This is a genomic window from Gordonia sp. ALPHA1B1 (assembly GCF_005502615.1).
Taxonomy (GTDB): domain Bacteria; phylum Actinomycetota; class Actinomycetes; order Mycobacteriales; family Mycobacteriaceae; genus Gordonia; species Gordonia hongkongensis.
This window is the reverse complement of sequence record NZ_SCOC01000031.1, coordinates 21,360-36,457: the sequence shown is the minus strand read 5'-3', so window position 1 is coordinate 36,457 and position 15,098 is coordinate 21,360. Positions and strand designations below refer to the sequence as shown.

Here is a 15,098-nt window from a genome sequence, read left to right as displayed (position 1 = left end):
TTTCTGGCGCGGTGAAGAAATGATGTTACAAATCCCGAATCCCTGTATCATTGGTAACACGCGAATCATTTTCCGACAAGCAATTCGCAAATTCCGATAGAGAAGTATCGGCGTCGACCCCACGCAAGAGTCCCCGATGATCGGCGTGAGATGGCCAGGCCGACGGTGGCCTCCGCAGCGCGCCTCGCAGGCGCCCCGTGACGACGACGATCCCCAGCTCAACCGGGTTAAACCCACCGGCGAGCAAAAATTTGGGACACCTCCTGCGCGTGGGGATAGTGTCGACATGGTGTCCAACCACCGATCCCATCGCGCCCGAGGGGCCGCGCCGCGCGCCGTGCGCGTCGTCGCGCTGGCACTGACGGTCGCCATCGTCGGCCTGCTGACCATCCTCGGCGGACCTGCGCCACGAGCCCAGGCGGCTCCCGCCGACAGCTGTGCGCCCGCTGGACTCGCGTCGGCCTCGGCCGCGCCGGTCAACCTCGCCGCAGCCGATCAGGGCGGTGAGGACCGCTACACCACCGAGTCCACCACGCCGCTCGACCAGATCGACGTGAGTCGTCTCGAGTTGCTGTCGCCTGGCAAGATCTCCGTCGGCACGCTGTCGGACGCCGGACCGAGCATCTGCGTCAACGGCGCGGGCGACTTCACCGGCTTCGACAACGAACTCCTCAAGGCCGTCGCCGCGAAGCTGGGCCTGCAGATCGAGTTCAACGGCACCGAGTTCGCCGGCCTGCTGTCCCAGGTGGCCAACAACCGCTTCGACGTCGGGTCGTCGTCGATCACCACCACCGACGACCGGCGCAAGACCGTCGACTTCACCAACGGCTACGACTTCGGCTACTTCTCACTCGTGGCGCCGACCGACGGGGCGATCAAGGGCTTCGGCGACCTCTCCGACTCGACGCGCATCGCCGTGGTCCAGGGCACCGTCCAGGACGACTACGTCGTCAACACCCTGGGCCTCGACCCGGTGAAGTTCCCGGACTACGCCACCGCCTACGCCAACCTCCGGAGCGGTCAGGTCGACGCCTGGGTCGCACCGTCGCAGCAGGCGGAGGGTGCGGTCCGAGAGGGCGACGGCACCGCGATCGTCGAGAACACCTTCAGCGTCAACAACTTCGTCGCGTGGGCCGTCGGCAAGAACAAGCCGCGGCTCACCGAGGCCCTGAACTCCGGACTCGACGCCATCATCGCCGACGGCACGTATGCCGACCTCTACGTCGACTGGGTGCCGCGCGAGCTACCCGAGGGGTGGAAGCCGGGCAGCAAGGCCGCGCCCGCGCCCGAACTCCCCGACATCGCCGCCATCGCCGCCGAGAACGCGGAGAAGGCGGGCCCGGCCGAGGAGACCGCGCCCAAGAGCACCCTGGAACAGCTCGGCGACACCTTCTTCAACTGGGATCTCTACAAGAAGTCGTTCCCGGAGCTGATCAAGACCGGGCTCGTGAACACCTTGATCCTGTCCGTGGTGTCCGGGGTGCTCGGCACCATCCTGGGCATGATCCTGGCGCTCTGCGGCATCTCCCGCTCACGGTGGCTGCGCTGGCCGGCGCGCGTCTACACCGATATCTTCCGCGGACTGCCCGCCGTCGTAGTCATCCTGATCGTCGGACTCGGTGTGGGCCCGGTGGTCAAGGGCATCACCGGCAACAACCCGTACTGGCTCGGGGCGGTCGCCCTGGCCCTGCTCGCCGCGGCCTACATCGGCGAGATCTTCCGGTCCGGAATCCAGAGCGTCGACGACGGGCAACTCGAGGCCTCGCGGGCCATCGGGTTCAGCTATCGGCAGTCGATGCGTCTGGTGGTGGTGCCGCAGGGCGTGCGGCGGGTGCTCCCGGCGCTGATGAACCAGTTCATCAGCCTGATCAAGGACAGCTCGCTGGTGTACTTCCTCGGGTTGCTGGCCAGCCAGCGGGAATTGTTCGCGGTCGGCCGCGACCTGAACGCGCAGACGGGCAACCTCTCGCCCCTCGTCGCCGCGGGAATCATGTATCTGATCCTCACGATCCCGCTGACACACCTGGTCAACTACATCGACCGGCGCCTGCGCACCGGACGTCCCACCGACGTCCAGGACGACCCGCTGCCCCCGACCGTCGTCGAGAAGGGATAGGTCCATGCCTGATCTCAACAAGTCCGAGACCGACACCGAGGGCTCCCAGACGCCGGGCTCCCGGACGCCGAGTGCGACCGCCACCCGGACGGCCGTCTCGCTCACCGGCACCGACCTGCACCTGTCCTTCGGCAAGCACCACGTGTTGCGGGGCGTCGACATCCAGGTCGACGCCGGCACCACGACGACGGTCATCGGACCGTCGGGCTCGGGCAAGTCGACTCTCCTGCGCGTGCTGAACCGGCTGCACGAACCCGACCAGGGCGACATCCTGCTCGACGGCCGGTCGGTCCTGACGGACAACCCGGACGAACTCCGACGCCGGATCGGCATGGTGTTCCAGCACTTCAACCTGTTCCCGCACAAGAGCGTCGTCGACAACGTCGCGCTCGGACCGCGCAAGCTGAAGGGGCTGAGCAAGGACGAGGCCCGCGAGGTCGCGCTCCGTCAGCTCGAGATCGTCGGGCTGACCAACAAGGCCGATGTGCGCCCGGCACGCCTCTCCGGCGGCCAGCAGCAGCGGGTGGCCATCGCCCGTGCGCTCGCCATGACCCCTGAGGTCATGTTCTTCGACGAGGCGACCTCCGCGCTCGACCCGGAACTGGTGAAGGGCATCCTCGCGCTCATGGCCGACCTCGCCAGCGAGGGGATGACCATGGTGGTCGTCACCCACGAGATGGGCTTCGCGCGCAACGTCTCCGACAACGTGCTGTTCATGGATCACGGCGCAGTCGTGGAGACCGGGCGTCCGGAACAGGTCTTCGACGACGCGACGTCGGATCGGCTGCGGGCCTTCCTGTCCCAGGTGCTGTAGGCGCCCGCCCCGGTCAGCCGATCCCGAAGAGTCTGGAGCCGTTGCGGTAGAACACGTCTCGGAGCCACTCGTCCCCGAGGTCGAGGCGGATGATCGCCTCGAGGGCGTGGGTGTAGCCGTAGGGGATGTTCGGGAAGTCGCTGCCGAACAGGATCTTGTCGCCGGCGTCGGCCAGTCGCGGCAGGTAGTCCGACGGGAACGGGGCGTCCTCTTCGGCGAAGTCGGTGAACGCCATCGTGGTGTCCAGGCGCACGTTGGGGTACTCCAACGCGAGGTCGAGGAACGCGGTGTACTCGGGCATCCCCATGTGCGCGACGATCAGTGGCAACGACGGAAACCGGTGCAGCAGTTCGCGGATGGGGTCGGGTCCGGTGTACGTCCCCGGGGCGGGCCCGGAACCGCAGTGGATGATGACCGGGACCTGGGAGTCGGCGATCTGCGACCACACCCCGTCGAGCAGCGAATCCGTCGGGGCGAAGTCGCCGACCTGGATGTGGCATTTGAAGACCTGCGTGCCGGCCTGGATGGCGCGGGAGACGTAGGTGTGGGCGGACTCCTCGGGATAGAACGTCGCCGTGTGCAGGCAGTCGTCATGGCTGGCGGCGAAGTCGTGCGCCCAGCCGTTCAGCCACTCGGCCATGTTCGGTTTGTGTGGATACACCAGGGACGAGTAGGCCCGCACCCCGAAGTCGCGCAGGGTGGCGACGCGGACGTCCTCGTCGGCGCGGTAGGTGATCGGCCACTCCCGTCCGACCAACGGCCCGACGGAATCGAAATAGGCCCACACCTTGTCCATCACCGGTCGCGGCATGAAGTGGGTGTGGACGTCGACGATGCCCGGCAGGCCCAGCTCGGCGGAGATCGCGCGCACCTGCCGCGCCTCGTCGGTGCTGAACGGCTCGGGGGCTTCGGGGACGGCACTGTTCACCCGAGTGACCGTACGCCGGTTGCGCGGGCGGCCGCGAGTGCCGATCAGCCGACCGTGGACACCCCGGGCGCGATCAGCACCTTGCGGTGGTCGTTGGGCGCCGAGAGCTCGCGGACGACGCGATCGGTCTCGTCGAGCCCCACGATCCCGCTGACCAGCGTCGACGACCCGATCGCGCCCTTGCTCAACTCCGCTGCGGCGGTGTCGAACTCGCGCTTGGTGTAGTAGGAGACGAAGTGCATGGTGATCTCCTTGACGACTCCGGCCACCGGCATGAACGTGTCCGGGCTCAAGCAGACGCCCGCGATGACCACTGTGCCGTGGGTCGCGACCGCGTCGAGGACGGACGCGATCATCCCCGGCTTGCCCACGCACTCGACGACCACGTCGAAGCCCGATTCGACCTGGGCGGGGAGTTCGTCCGGAGCGCACACCGCGGACGCGCCGACATCGAGTGCGGCCGCGCGCCTGCCCGGCGACGGGTCCGAACACACGAGTTCGGTGGCCACGCCGCGGGAGAGCCAGTGCAACGCCGCGAGGCCGACGGGACCGGCGCCGAGGACCAGCACCCGGTCGCCGGGCCGGACGGACGCGCGGGTGACGGCGTGCAGACCCACCGCCAGCGGCTCGACCAGCGCGCCGTCGACCGGGTCGATGTCGTGGAGCAGGACACTCTCGGCGGCGCCGACCACCGCGAACTCGGCGAGTCCGCCGGGCAGGACGCCGAGTCCGAGGGTGCGCGCAGACGGGCAGCGGGCGACGTCACCGGTGAGACAGGCGCGGCACCGATGGCACCCGATGACCGGCATGGCGGCCACGGCGTCGCCGACCCGGAAGGCGTGGGGGACGTCCGGGTCCGCGGGCCCGATGCCGACGACCTCGCCGGCGAACTCGTGGCCCATGATCGTGCCGGCCGGGAGCAGCGGCGCGGTCGACAGGTCGGAACCGCAGATCCCGTTCGCCGCGACCCGCAGAACGAGTTCGCCGGGTCCAGGCGTCGGGTCCGGACGGTACTCGACGACGAATCCGCCGGCGCCGGACTCTCCTGGGCCGGACTCTCCGGGGGCGGTCACCGCGGCTCGCATCAGCCCGCCGACCAGCGCACCGACGGGACGTCGACCGCGGAGCGGGGCACGATGAACACCCCTTCGGCCTCGCAGGTCACCCCGTCGGCGTCGGAGATCGTGCCGCGGACGATGCGTTTGCGTCCGCTGTGCTCGGTCACCGACGCCTGCGCGACCAGTGCGCCCAGGGGCGTCGGTCGCCCGTACCGGACGGTGAGGGTGCCGGTGTAGCACGGCCCCTCGACACTGGCCGCGTTGCCGAGGACGTGATCGAGGACCATCGCGCACACCCCGCCGTGCACCTGACCGGGCGGCCCCTCGTAGGCCGCTCCCAGCGTGAACTCACTGCGGACCCCGTCGGCGACATGCACCACGTCGAGCGGTGGCGCGAGCGCATTGCGCACGCCGATGACCGCATTTCCCCAGGCCATCCCGGTGTTCTCGCGGGTGTGTCGCACCCCGAAGGCCCCGTCCATCTGGCTTCTCCGCAAATCGGCCACCACGTCGGCGATCCGTCGGCGCGCTTCGTCGAGGTCCTCCTCGGCGACCTCGGTGCGGATCACCGCGTCGACGAGGTCCCGGACGGTGTCGGTGAGAGGGGTGTAGACCGCGCGGCGACGCGCGACCTCCGCTTCGGAGATGTCCTCCAGGATGAAGTCCATAAGGCTACCGATCAGTCAGTTGTGGCATAGGTAACGAAGTGTGGCGACGCAAAGTAGAACGTGTTCTAATTTAACCACTAGAACGTGTTCTCATTTTGCGGTTCGGAGGACATCGACCCCGGTCGGACATCTGGCTCCGACCGATCCAGCGGTGATCCGCGTGAACCGCGAAATCGATCCCACAGGAGATGGACCGATGAGCGCCGAGACCTTCGACCTCACCGCACGCGACGAGACCTGGGTGAAGCGGGTGCTGCCCGTGCTCAAGCTCGTGGCCAAGACCTACTTCCGCTCCGAGGTCCGGGGCATGGACAAGGTGCCCGACGGCGGTGCCCTCCTCGTGTCCAACCACTCGGGCGGTCTGATGGCCTTCGACGTCCCGGTGATCAGCGTGGCCTTCGCCGACGAGTTCGGGGCGGACCGGCCGTTGTACACGCTGGCCCACGACCTCATCTTCACCGGATCGGGCAAGCAGATCTTCGGGAAGGTCGGGTTCCTGCCGGCTCACCCGAAGAACGCGGTCGCGGCCCTGCGGTCCGGCGCGGCCACCATCGTGTTCCCCGGCGGGGAGTGGGAGGCGTTGCGGCCGAGCAGTCAGAGCGCGACGATCGACTTCCACGGTCGGACCGGGTACATCCGCACCGCACTCGAGGCGGGCGTCCCGATCGTCCCGATCGTCACCATCGGGGGCCAGGAGACGCAGTTGTTCCTCAACCGCGGTGACACGCTGGCCCGGATACTGCGGCTCGACAAGCTGATTCGCACCGACACCGCTCCGTTCGCGCTCGGCTTCCCGTTCGGTCTGACCGCGCACCTCCCGCCGAACATCCCGTTGCCGTCGAAGCTGGTCACCGAGGTCCTCGACCCGATCGACATCACCGCCGAGTTCGGCAACAACCCCGAACACGACGAGGTGGATCAGATGGTCCGCAAACGCATGCAGCACGCACTGGACGACCTCGCCCGCAAGCGCCGATTCCCGGTCATCGGCTGATCACCAGGAGACGACGATGATCTCGCAACTCCGCGATCGCGTCACCACACAGATGTGGCTCGTTCGCACCCTCGTCCGCAGCGGCTTTCTCGGTTCGCTTCGGGTCGATCGCTATGTCCGCATGGGGCTCAACCTCCGTCGGCACGGCGGCGCCTCGCCGGTGAGCGGGATCGGCCTCGCCGCGGCGCGCGATCCCGACGGACTCGCCCTCATCGACGAGGCAGGACAACTCACCTGGCGCGAGCTCGATGCCCGCTGTGACGCGCTCGCCGTCGGTCTGCGCGATCTTCCCGGCACGGCGGTCGGCACCGTCGCCATCCTCTGCCGCAACCACCGCGATCTCATCGAGGCGCTCGCCGCGACGTCCCGGCTCGGTGCCGACGCGGTACTCCTCAACACCGGGTTCGCCGGACCCCAGCTCGCCGACGTTCTCGAACGTGAACAGGCAGACGTGCTCATCGCCGACGACGAGTTCGACACCGTCGTCGAGGCTGCGACGCAACGACTTCCGGATCTCCGGCGCGTCCGGGCATGGACGGAGTACCAGTCAACGCGGGGTGTCACCGTCAACGGACTGATCGACGCGAATCGCGGCGCGCGACCCGCGCGGCCCGAACGTGCCGGCCGGATCGTGTTGCTGACCTCGGGAACCACCGGAACGCCGAAGGGTGCGCGCCGAGGCGGAAGCACCGACGTGGCGTCCCTCGCCGCGATGCTGGACCGGATTCCCTGGCGCGCAGGCGAGTCCATCGTCATCGCGGCCCCGGTCTTCCACGCATGGGGTTTCGGGCAGGTGGCCATCGCGGCGACGATGACGTGCACGATGATCATGCGCCGTCGCTTCGATCCCGTGGCGACGCTCGACATGGTCCGCGACCACGGGGCCACCGGCCTCGCCGTGGTTCCGGTGATGCTCGAACGCATCACGGACCTCCCCGACGACGTCCTCGACGACCACCCGATGCCGACACTGCGCTTCGCCACCGCGAGCGGATCGCGGATGCGCTCCGACGCTCTCGTCGCATTCCTGGACCGGTACGGCGACGTGGTCTACAACAGCTACAACGCCACCGAGGCGGGTCTCATCACCACCGCCACCCCAACCGATCTGCGCACCGCGCCGGAGACCGCCGGGCGGCCGCTCGCCGGTACGAGTGTTCGCATCCTCGACGACGACGACCGCGAGGTCCCCGTCGGCGAGGTCGGGCGCATCGTGGTCGCGAACAACTCCGGGTTCGACGGTTACACCAGCTCGGACACCAAGGCATTCAGCGACGGACACATGGTGTCGGGCGATGTCGGCCGCTTCGACGAGAACGGGCTGCTGTTCGTCGTCGGCCGCGACGACGAGATGATCGTCTCCGGCGGGGAGAACGTGTATCCCCTCGAGGTCGAGTTGGTCATCGGGGCTCTCGACGAGGTGGTCGAGGTCGCGGTGACCGGGGTCGACGACGACAGGTTCGGCCAGCGTCTCGTCGCCCATGTGGTGCGAGCACCGGAGGCCCAGATCGGCGAAGAGGACATCCAGCGGCACGTGCGAGAACAGCTCGCCGGGTTCAAGGTCCCCCGCGACGTCCACTTCCTCGACGAACTGCCGCGCAATGCCACCGGCAAGATCCTCAAACGCGAACTCCCGTCCGCCCCGTCGACCGAACGAAAGGTGAGCTGAATCATGCACGCTGTCAAGCAGATCGACCGCTCCGCCGAAGTTCTGGACGCCGAACGGATGTCCGGTCCCGACGCGCTGATGCTGAACATGGAATCGGCGTCGACCCCGATGCACACACTGAAGGTCGCGGTGCTCGACACCTCCCGTCGTGGCCGGCCCCTCGATCTCACCGAGATCGCCGACGTCCTGCCCGACTACCTCGGCATGTTCCCGCGCGCGACCCAGCGGCTTGCGTGGGCTCGCGGACACGGCGCCCGCCCCTTCTGGGTGCACGACAACGACTTCGACGTGCGCCGGCACCTGGACGAGCGTTCCGCCGCCGCACCGGGGGGACGTGCCGAGCTGGACGCGATCCTGTCCGAGCTCGCCGTCCGGCAACTCGATCGGAGTCGGCCGCTCTGGGGACTGACCCTCGTGCACGGTCTCGCCGGTGGGCGGCAGGCGGTCGTCGTCCGCGTCCATCACGCCGTCGCCGACGGTCTCGCCGCACTCAACACGTTCATGGCCGCGACCGCCGGTCCGGATGAGCGGGTCGAGCAGGCGCCGATCGGCGCGACCCGCATCGAGCACGACGACGACGAGCTCACGCGCGCAGCGCGTTCGGAATCCTGGCGTATGGTTCGTCGCCTGCCGTCGGCAGCGTCGGCACTGGCGCGTGCGGTTGTCGCGAAACGCCGGGCCGGCGATGCCGAACTCATCCCGAAACCCCTGACGGTCCGTCGGACGAGTTTCAACGCCCGCAGCGGCGCCGAACGCGTGTGTGCGTCCGGCGACATCCCGCTCGCCGCCGTCCAGCGACTCGCGCTGGCCACCGGAACCACCGTGAACGGGGCTCTGCACGGTGTCATCGCCGGTGCGATCCGGGCGGAACTCATCGCCCGCGGCGAGGAGCCGGGAGTGTCGGTCTCGATCTTCGGGGTATGCAAGGACCTGGCCTCCACCCGTGTGCACGGCAACGAGATCGCCACCGCGATGGCCTATCTCAGGTCGGATCTGGCCGACCCGATCGAGCGGATCGCGGCCACCGGTGAGAGCTGCGCGGCGACTGTTCGATGCCGGCGCGAGGTCGGCTTCGATCTCACCGACGCGCTGGCCACCTACACCGGACGGCTCGGCCCGACCTTCCGCGGTCTGGCCGCGAATCGCGCACCGCTGGTGATGAACAACATCACCACCGCCAACATGCCGGGTCCGCGCACCACGCGGTGGGTCGGGGACATCGAGGTCGTCGACTGGATCTCGTTCGCGCTGGCCATCGCACCCGCCGACGTCAACCTCACCACCTACAGCTACGCCGGCAGGCTCAGCATGGGCCTCATCGCGACACCGGAGTCGATGCCCGACCCGGCCGGCTTCTTGCGGCGGGTGGCCGACGCGGTCGCAGAGGCCGCCGATGCGCTCGGACGGACGACCGCCGACGAGGACGAGAACAGTACCGCGATGGCGCAGGAGGCGAGTTGATCGACTGGGAGTCGGGAGCAGCACGACTGGGGTTGTTCGCGAAAGTGCTGCCCCGTGCGATCGGCAGTTCGCGTGCGGCCGGCCGCGGGGATCCCGCGACGGGCGTCCCGCCGGCGGACTGCGGTCCGCGGATGGTCGGGGAGACCGCCGTCGACGAGCTGTTCATCGCGGTCAACTCGGTGATCCGGGACATCCCGCCGATCGACTTCGTGGAAGACTGCGTCGACCGATGTGTCGGTGTCGCAGATGAACTGGCTGCCCTCGGTCCGTCGCGAGTCCACCTCGACCCCGGCCCACCCGGCATCGTCTCCCGCAACCGGAAGACCTTCGGGACCACCTCGTTCGATCACATCGACTACTCGGTGGCGGTGCCGCTCCTGGAATCGATCGCCGCGGCCGACCCCTACGCCGACGGGATCGCCTCGGTGCGGGTGCTGTCACGACGACGCGCCGGTCGCCGCTGGTTGATCTGGGTCCATGGGGCGGCTCAGGGTCGGGCCGACGATCTCTACGCGTTCCGCGCGGCCAACCTGTACAACAAGCTCGGTTACGACGTGGTCTTCCCCGTCCTGCCCGCCCACGGTTCCCGGCGAGTCGAGAAGGTGGCCTATCCGGGGTTCGACCCATTGGTCAACACTGTCATCACCATCCGGGCGATTGCCGAGATCCGCTCGCTCATCACGTGGATCGAGAGTCAGGAACCCGCCGACATCGCTATCGCGGGGACGTCGCTCGGCGGACCGATCGCCGCGATGGTCGCCTCGATGGACCCCCGTATCAGCTCGGTGCTAGCCGTCGTGCCGATGCTGGAGATGCATGCCACCCTGGCTCATCACATGGAGCGCGGCGGGTCCAAGGGACGCCATCTAGCGTCGTTGATGCGCAGCGAACCGGTTCGCGCGGTCTCGTCGGTCATCAACCCACTGTCCGTGGAGCCGGTTCCGACACCAGAACGCCGCATGGTGGTCGCGGCGCTCAACGACCGGGTGACCTCCGTGACCGCCGCCCAGCAGCTACACAATCACTGGGGTGGGAAAGTCCACTGGTACTCCGGTAGCCATGTCGGACATGCCATCTCGGGCAGCATCCGACAGGCCACCGACGAATTCCTCCGCGCCGCCCCGCCCCCGCGGTCAGACAGCGAACCGGGCCTCCGTTCGCTGATGTGAGGGCAGCGCTGTTCCCGGAGCAGAAAGAGGACAGACCCATTGGCCCGCCCGACCGACAGACCTCATCTCGACTCCCAGACTTCGATCGAAGTCTGGGAGTCGAGTTGAAGTCTGTCGGTCACGAATCAGGTTGCGTGAGTGCGACCCGCATCTCACCAGGACCCTTCGTGACGGCCTCCGCAAGCTCCGGCCTCCTCAGGGAGCAGTAGTTAGGGCTCGCACCTCAGGGCCGGGGTGGGTTCGTTTCGCTCGCACCTCACTGGGTGCTGTGATACCCCAGTTCCTCCGCGCGTCGAACCAGTGCGAGATTGCGTTCCCAGGATGCGTCGACCGGGTCGTCGGGATGGTGTGCCGAGGCCCACGTGCCGTAGACATTGGCCCACACCCCGAACCGGGGCCCGGTCACGAGTTCGCTCCCGTCGCTGGACGCTGCAACCAGGAGTCGAGTTCGAAGTCTTCTTCGATGCTGCCCTGCTCGACCAGGAATGCCTTGGTGCCGGTGAGCAATTCGACGGCGCGGGCCGGGAACGGCTCCTCAGAGTAGCCCTCGGGGTTGGCGGCGGCACGGACGGCGGCTTCGGGTGCCTTTGAGTTGCCGAGCTCGAACTGGAGGTACTCCTCCCAGTTCGCCTTCGCGTAGCGGACCGACGACGCGTGCAATTGCTGCCACGTCGCGGCGAAGTCCGGGTTCTTCTCCAGGAACTGGTCACTGCTGACCGTCACGCTGGTGCCGGCCAGATCGGGATGGTCCCGGTAGACCGAGTCGACCAGGTGAAATCCCTTGCCTTCGAAGGTCTGCAGCGCCACCGACGGGATGACGCCGGGCAGCGCCGCTCCGTCGATCTCACCGGAGTTCAACGGTGCCTCCTGATCGGCCGGATACAGGTGGATCAGGTTGGCGGTGATGCCCTGTTCGGCCAGTGCGCCTTGCAGATAGCGGTCGATGTAGGACCCCTTCGGCACACCGATGTTCTTGCCCGCCAGGTCGGCCAGCGAGCGGATCGACGGGTCTTTGGCCACCACGCCGGCATCGTTGTCGAACTGGTTGATCGACAGCAGGCGGGTTTGTAGTCCCGAGCCGCGGGCGACGAGGGCGGGGGTGTCACCGTAGCTCGCGACGTCGAGGCGTCCGCCGATGAGAGCCTGGTTGAGATCGGGTCCGTTCGGGAAGTTGAAGACCTCGACGTTGTTGACACCGAGCGGGGCGAAGGCCTCGAGGAGTTCCCCGCGACTGTGGGCGAAGCCGACCGGACCGGCGATCACGTTGCTCGAGCCGATGACGCCGATCCGGAGTGTGTCGATGACCTCGCGCTGCGCCGACGACGCGTCGTCGGAACCGCACGCGGCCACCGCTGCGATTGCCACGCCCGCCGTCAAGAGGGCGAGGGCGCGTCTGATCCGGCGCAGCGGTGATCCGAAAGATGATGTGGTGGGCATGGTTTCTCTGTTCTGGCGATCTGAAGGGATGAACGGGGTGAGCCGGTCAGTCGGCGTGTTGCTCGACGAGCCGGGGTGGCGGGTCTCCATGCGGGATCGGGGGCCCGACCGCGGTGAGGCTTCCTGGTGCGCGCCCCTTGCCCCAGCCGAGCCGCTCCCGGTAGCTGCCGATCAGCTCGAGCGGCAACGATTCTCGGGTGCCGAGTGGGGACGACTCCGGGCTGACGTAGAGAGCGTCGGTGGGGCAGTACGCCTCGCACATGAAGCAGGTCTGGCAGTCGGACTGCCGTGCGATGACCGGTACGCCGTCGGGTCCGGTGTCGAAGACGTTGGTGGGACAGGCATTCACGCATTTGTCGCAGGCGATACACGCCGACGCGACGACGAGCTCGATCACGCGGGAATCCTGACGGCGAGCCGAGGGGCCGGGTCTGGCCGGCGGACAGCCGATCCGGGTGCGGCGACCCAGACATCGCCGAGTCCGCCGGTGCGGACGTGATCGCCCAGTGCCGGGTCGAGCTCGGGGTGGTCGGCGCGCTTGCTCATCCCGCGGGATTCGGTGCGGGCGAGTGCGGATCGGTAGATCCACCGTCCGACCGCGGTGATCGCAGCCGCCTCCCGCGCGCGGACGCGCCCCGCCGGTGTGCGGGCGCCGTAGGCCGGGCCGGAGACCTCATCCCACAGCGAGTCCAGGGCGTTCAGCGCCGGACCCATACGGTCGCCGTGACGCAGGTAGTTCTTCTCGAAGGGGATCAGTTCGCCCTGTGCGGCGGTCACCACCTCGTCGGGTGTGATCCCGCTCCGGGCGGAGTCCAATCCGACGGTGCCGGCGCCCGAGAGCCGATCGAGTGGGGATGCCCCGCCCGCGTCGCGGGCCGCTCGTGCCGCGGCAGCGCCTGCGAAACTGCCCGACGACATCGCCCAGGCGGAGTTGTGGCTGCCGCCGCCGGTGAAGCCACCGCAGATCCGCTCGCGGGTGGCGGCGTCGCCGGCCGCGTAGAGACCCGGGACGCCGGTCCAGCAGTCCGTGTCGACGATGTCGATGCCACCGGTTCCGCGAACGGTGCCCTCGGCGAGGAGATCGACCTCGAACCGGTCGGTGAACGGGTTGATGCCCCGGCGGTCGAACTGGAGGAAGAAGTTGGGTTGACCCTGGCGCATCTGTGCCGCCACCCGCTCATCGGCCCGGTCCAGCTGTGCATAGACCTTCTCCTGCAGCAGAGTCCGTGCGATCACCGACCGCCCCTTCGTCGATCCCGCACCCTCGACGATGCGTCCGTCGGCGTGGAAGAAGGTGGCGTAGCCGTAGTACGCGGTCTTGGTCACCGTGGAGCCCTTCGGCACGATCGCGTACGCGTTGGCGAACTCCATCCCCGAGAACGAGGCACCCACCTCCGCCGCCATCAGTGCGCCGTCGCCGGTGTCGACGTTGCTGCCCAGTGCCTTGGACAGGAACGCACATCCGCCCGTCGCCACGACGACGGCGCCGGCCGAGATCCGGAAGTCCCGGCCGGTCTGCCGCTGGTATCCGGCGGCGCCCCGCACAGCGCCCTGGCTGTCGGTGAGGAGTTGCAGGACAGGGGAGTGATCGAGGATCTGTACACCGCGGCGCCGGACCCACGCGCGCATGCGACGCATGTACTCCGGGCCCTGGACACCGGTGCGGATGGGCTCCCCGGTGTGCTCGTCGATCGGGAACGGGTAGCGACCCTCGGTGCCCAGCCGGTGCATGTTCGCGTAGGTCCTGTCGAGAACCCGGTCCATCCAGGCGTGGTCCGCGAGATACCCACCGAGCGCTTCGCGACTCGCCTTCGCCGCCGAGCGCTTGTCCGGGTCCGGGACGACGTACCAGACCCCGGTCCCGGCCGGGGCCGTCGTACCCGACGAGCCGCAGTAACCCTTGTCCACGATGATCACCTCGGCTCCGGCGTCGCGAGCGTGGATGGCGGCCCAGGTCGCGGCGGGACCACCGCCGATCACCAGCACGTCCGTGGACAGGGTCAGTACGTCAGACATGGGTGAACTCCCGGGGTGTCGTTGTCGGTGTCGTTGTGGGGCCGGTGGATTCGGCGTCGGTTCCGCCGACGCCGAGCCCGGCGAGCAGTTGTGAACGGAGGGCGACGAATTCGGGATCGGTGACCTGGCGTGGGCGAGGTAGATCGACGACGATCTCCTGTGCGATCCGGCCGGCCCGCAGGATCAGCGCGCGATCCGCGAGGAGAAGGGCTTCCTCGACGTCGTGCGTCACCAGCAGTGTTGCCGGACGGTGCGCTTCCCACAACCGGGCCACCAGGCGTTGGGCATTGATCCGGGTCAGGGCGTCGAGCGCGCCGAACGGTTCGTCGAGCAACAGCAGGTCGGGCTCCCGGACGAGTGCGCGTGCCAGCGCGGTGCGCTGGGCCTCGCCACCCGAGAGCGTGGACGGCCAGGCGCCGGACTTGGCCGCCAGCCCCACCTCGTCGAGTGCGCGGAGCGCGCGGGCCTCGGTGTCACCGCCGCGCAGCCCGAGCGCGACGTTGCGCCACACCGACATCCAGGGCATGAGCCGGTGCTCCTGGAACACGATCGCCTTGGCCGAGGGTGTCTCGATCGTGCCGGTGAAACCGCGGTCGAGCCCGCCGATCCCCCGGAGGAGGGTGCTCTTCCCGGAACCGCTCGCCCCGAGCAGCGCGACGAACTCGCCCCGGGCGATGGTCAGATCCACGCGGTCGAGAACCCGCCGGCCGTCGAATTCGCGCCCGGCCCCGAGGACGCGGACACCGTCGATTCGATCTGCGGACATTC

At 68.5% G+C, this 15,098-nt stretch carries 14 protein-coding genes; 6 read left to right on the top strand and 8 right to left on the bottom strand.

From position 1 onward, the window contains the following. The first annotated feature begins 286 nt into the window (after positions 1–286). Both FFS52_RS18195 and FFS52_RS18190 read left to right on the top strand, forming a co-directional pair. The gene (locus tag FFS52_RS18195; RefSeq protein ID WP_171011673.1) at positions 287–2,116 is read left to right on the top strand and encodes an ABC transporter substrate-binding protein/permease; all 1,830 of its coding nucleotides are present in this window, start codon (positions 287–289) and stop codon (positions 2,114–2,116) included. A gap of 4 nt (positions 2,117–2,120) precedes the next feature. Then, positions 2,121–2,930, top strand: coding sequence for an amino acid ABC transporter ATP-binding protein (locus FFS52_RS18190; RefSeq protein WP_065629701.1), 810 nt, complete (start codon positions 2,121–2,123; stop codon positions 2,928–2,930). Between the two features lie 13 nt (positions 2,931–2,943). Here FFS52_RS18190 and FFS52_RS18185 read toward each other — a convergent pair whose 3' ends face one another. The 3 genes from FFS52_RS18185 to FFS52_RS18175 are packed head-to-tail and all read right to left on the bottom strand — an operon-like array spanning position 2,944 to position 5,584. Further along, positions 2,944–3,858, bottom strand: a complete 915-nt coding sequence (locus FFS52_RS18185) for an amidohydrolase family protein (protein WP_137810515.1) — start codon at positions 3,856–3,858, stop codon at positions 2,944–2,946. Between the two features lie 44 nt (positions 3,859–3,902). Then, positions 3,903–4,943, bottom strand: a complete 1,041-nt coding sequence (locus tag FFS52_RS18180) for an alcohol dehydrogenase catalytic domain-containing protein (protein ID WP_137810514.1) — start codon at positions 4,941–4,943, stop codon at positions 3,903–3,905. Further along, entirely contained in the window at positions 4,943–5,584 is a 642-nt protein-coding gene (locus tag FFS52_RS18175) for a PaaI family thioesterase (RefSeq protein WP_137810513.1), read from the bottom strand. Before FFS52_RS18175 ends, FFS52_RS18180 begins: the two co-directional genes overlap by 1 nt. A gap of 196 nt (positions 5,585–5,780) precedes the next feature. Here FFS52_RS18175 and FFS52_RS18170 point away from each other — a divergent pair, with 196 nt between their 5' ends. From FFS52_RS18170 to FFS52_RS18155, 4 genes are read left to right on the top strand one after another with little or no spacing between them, the layout of a single operon-like run. Further along, positions 5,781–6,578, top strand: coding sequence for a lysophospholipid acyltransferase family protein (locus FFS52_RS18170; RefSeq protein ID WP_058252413.1), 798 nt, complete (start codon positions 5,781–5,783; stop codon positions 6,576–6,578). Between the two features lie 16 nt (positions 6,579–6,594). After that, positions 6,595–8,247 carry an AMP-binding protein gene (locus FFS52_RS18165; protein WP_137810512.1) on the top strand — a complete coding sequence of 551 codons (1,653 nt, stop codon included), beginning with the start codon at positions 6,595–6,597 and terminating at the stop codon, positions 8,245–8,247. A 3-nt stretch (positions 8,248–8,250) separates the two neighbouring features. Beyond that, entirely contained in the window at positions 8,251–9,708 is a 1,458-nt protein-coding gene (locus tag FFS52_RS18160; RefSeq protein ID WP_137810511.1) for a wax ester/triacylglycerol synthase domain-containing protein, read from the top strand. Continuing rightward, complete coding sequence (locus FFS52_RS18155; protein ID WP_137810510.1) at positions 9,705–10,877, top strand: alpha/beta hydrolase family protein; 1,173 nt, start codon at positions 9,705–9,707, stop codon at positions 10,875–10,877. Before FFS52_RS18160 ends, FFS52_RS18155 begins: the two co-directional genes overlap by 4 nt. Before the next feature lie 256 nt (positions 10,878–11,133). On the opposite strand, the gene FFS52_RS18150 is transcribed toward FFS52_RS18155, so the two are convergent. The 5 genes from FFS52_RS18150 to FFS52_RS18130 are packed head-to-tail and all read right to left on the bottom strand — an operon-like array spanning position 11,134 to position 15,096. Next, positions 11,134–11,283, bottom strand: a complete 150-nt coding sequence (locus FFS52_RS18150; protein WP_336276200.1) for a hypothetical protein — start codon at positions 11,281–11,283, stop codon at positions 11,134–11,136. Next, entirely contained in the window at positions 11,280–12,314 is a 1,035-nt protein-coding gene (locus FFS52_RS18145) for an ABC transporter substrate-binding protein (RefSeq protein WP_137810509.1), read from the bottom strand. The genes FFS52_RS18150 and FFS52_RS18145 overlap by 4 nt, the downstream gene beginning before the upstream one ends. 46 nt (positions 12,315–12,360) lie before the next feature. Beyond that, complete coding sequence (locus tag FFS52_RS18140) at positions 12,361–12,711, bottom strand: ferredoxin family protein (protein ID WP_058252408.1); 351 nt, start codon at positions 12,709–12,711, stop codon at positions 12,361–12,363. Continuing rightward, entirely contained in the window at positions 12,708–14,330 is a 1,623-nt protein-coding gene (locus tag FFS52_RS18135; protein WP_137810508.1) for an FAD-binding protein, read from the bottom strand. Before FFS52_RS18135 ends, FFS52_RS18140 begins: the two co-directional genes overlap by 4 nt. After that, positions 14,323–15,096 carry an ABC transporter ATP-binding protein gene (locus FFS52_RS18130; protein WP_137810507.1) on the bottom strand — a complete coding sequence of 258 codons (774 nt, stop codon included), beginning with the start codon at positions 15,094–15,096 and terminating at the stop codon, positions 14,323–14,325. Before FFS52_RS18130 ends, FFS52_RS18135 begins: the two co-directional genes overlap by 8 nt. Between the last annotated feature and the right edge of the window lie 2 nt (positions 15,097–15,098).

What these genes read in the sequence shown, in the direction of transcription:
- FFS52_RS18180 (WP_137810514.1), bottom strand. Translation starts at nt 4,943, where the DNA reads ATGCGAGCCGCGGTGACCGCCCCCGGAGAGTCCGGCCCAGGAGAGTCC.
- FFS52_RS18160 (WP_137810511.1), top strand. Translation starts at nt 8,251, where the DNA reads ATGCACGCTGTCAAGCAGATCGACCGCTCCGCCGAAGTTCTGGACGCC.
- FFS52_RS18190 (WP_065629701.1), top strand. Translation starts at nt 2,121, where the DNA reads ATGCCTGATCTCAACAAGTCCGAGACCGACACCGAGGGCTCCCAGACG.
- FFS52_RS18170 (WP_058252413.1), top strand. Translation starts at nt 5,781, where the DNA reads ATGAGCGCCGAGACCTTCGACCTCACCGCACGCGACGAGACCTGGGTG.
- FFS52_RS18135 (WP_137810508.1), bottom strand. Translation starts at nt 14,330, where the DNA reads ATGTCTGACGTACTGACCCTGTCCACGGACGTGCTGGTGATCGGCGGT.
- FFS52_RS18165 (WP_137810512.1), top strand. Translation starts at nt 6,595, where the DNA reads ATGATCTCGCAACTCCGCGATCGCGTCACCACACAGATGTGGCTCGTT.
- FFS52_RS18145 (WP_137810509.1), bottom strand. Translation starts at nt 12,314, where the DNA reads ATGCCCACCACATCATCTTTCGGATCACCGCTGCGCCGGATCAGACGC.
- FFS52_RS18130 (WP_137810507.1), bottom strand. Translation starts at nt 15,096, where the DNA reads ATGTCCGCAGATCGAATCGACGGTGTCCGCGTCCTCGGGGCCGGGCGC.
- FFS52_RS18175 (WP_137810513.1), bottom strand. Translation starts at nt 5,584, where the DNA reads ATGGACTTCATCCTGGAGGACATCTCCGAAGCGGAGGTCGCGCGTCGC.
- FFS52_RS18195 (WP_171011673.1), top strand. Translation starts at nt 287, where the DNA reads ATGGTGTCCAACCACCGATCCCATCGCGCCCGAGGGGCCGCGCCGCGC.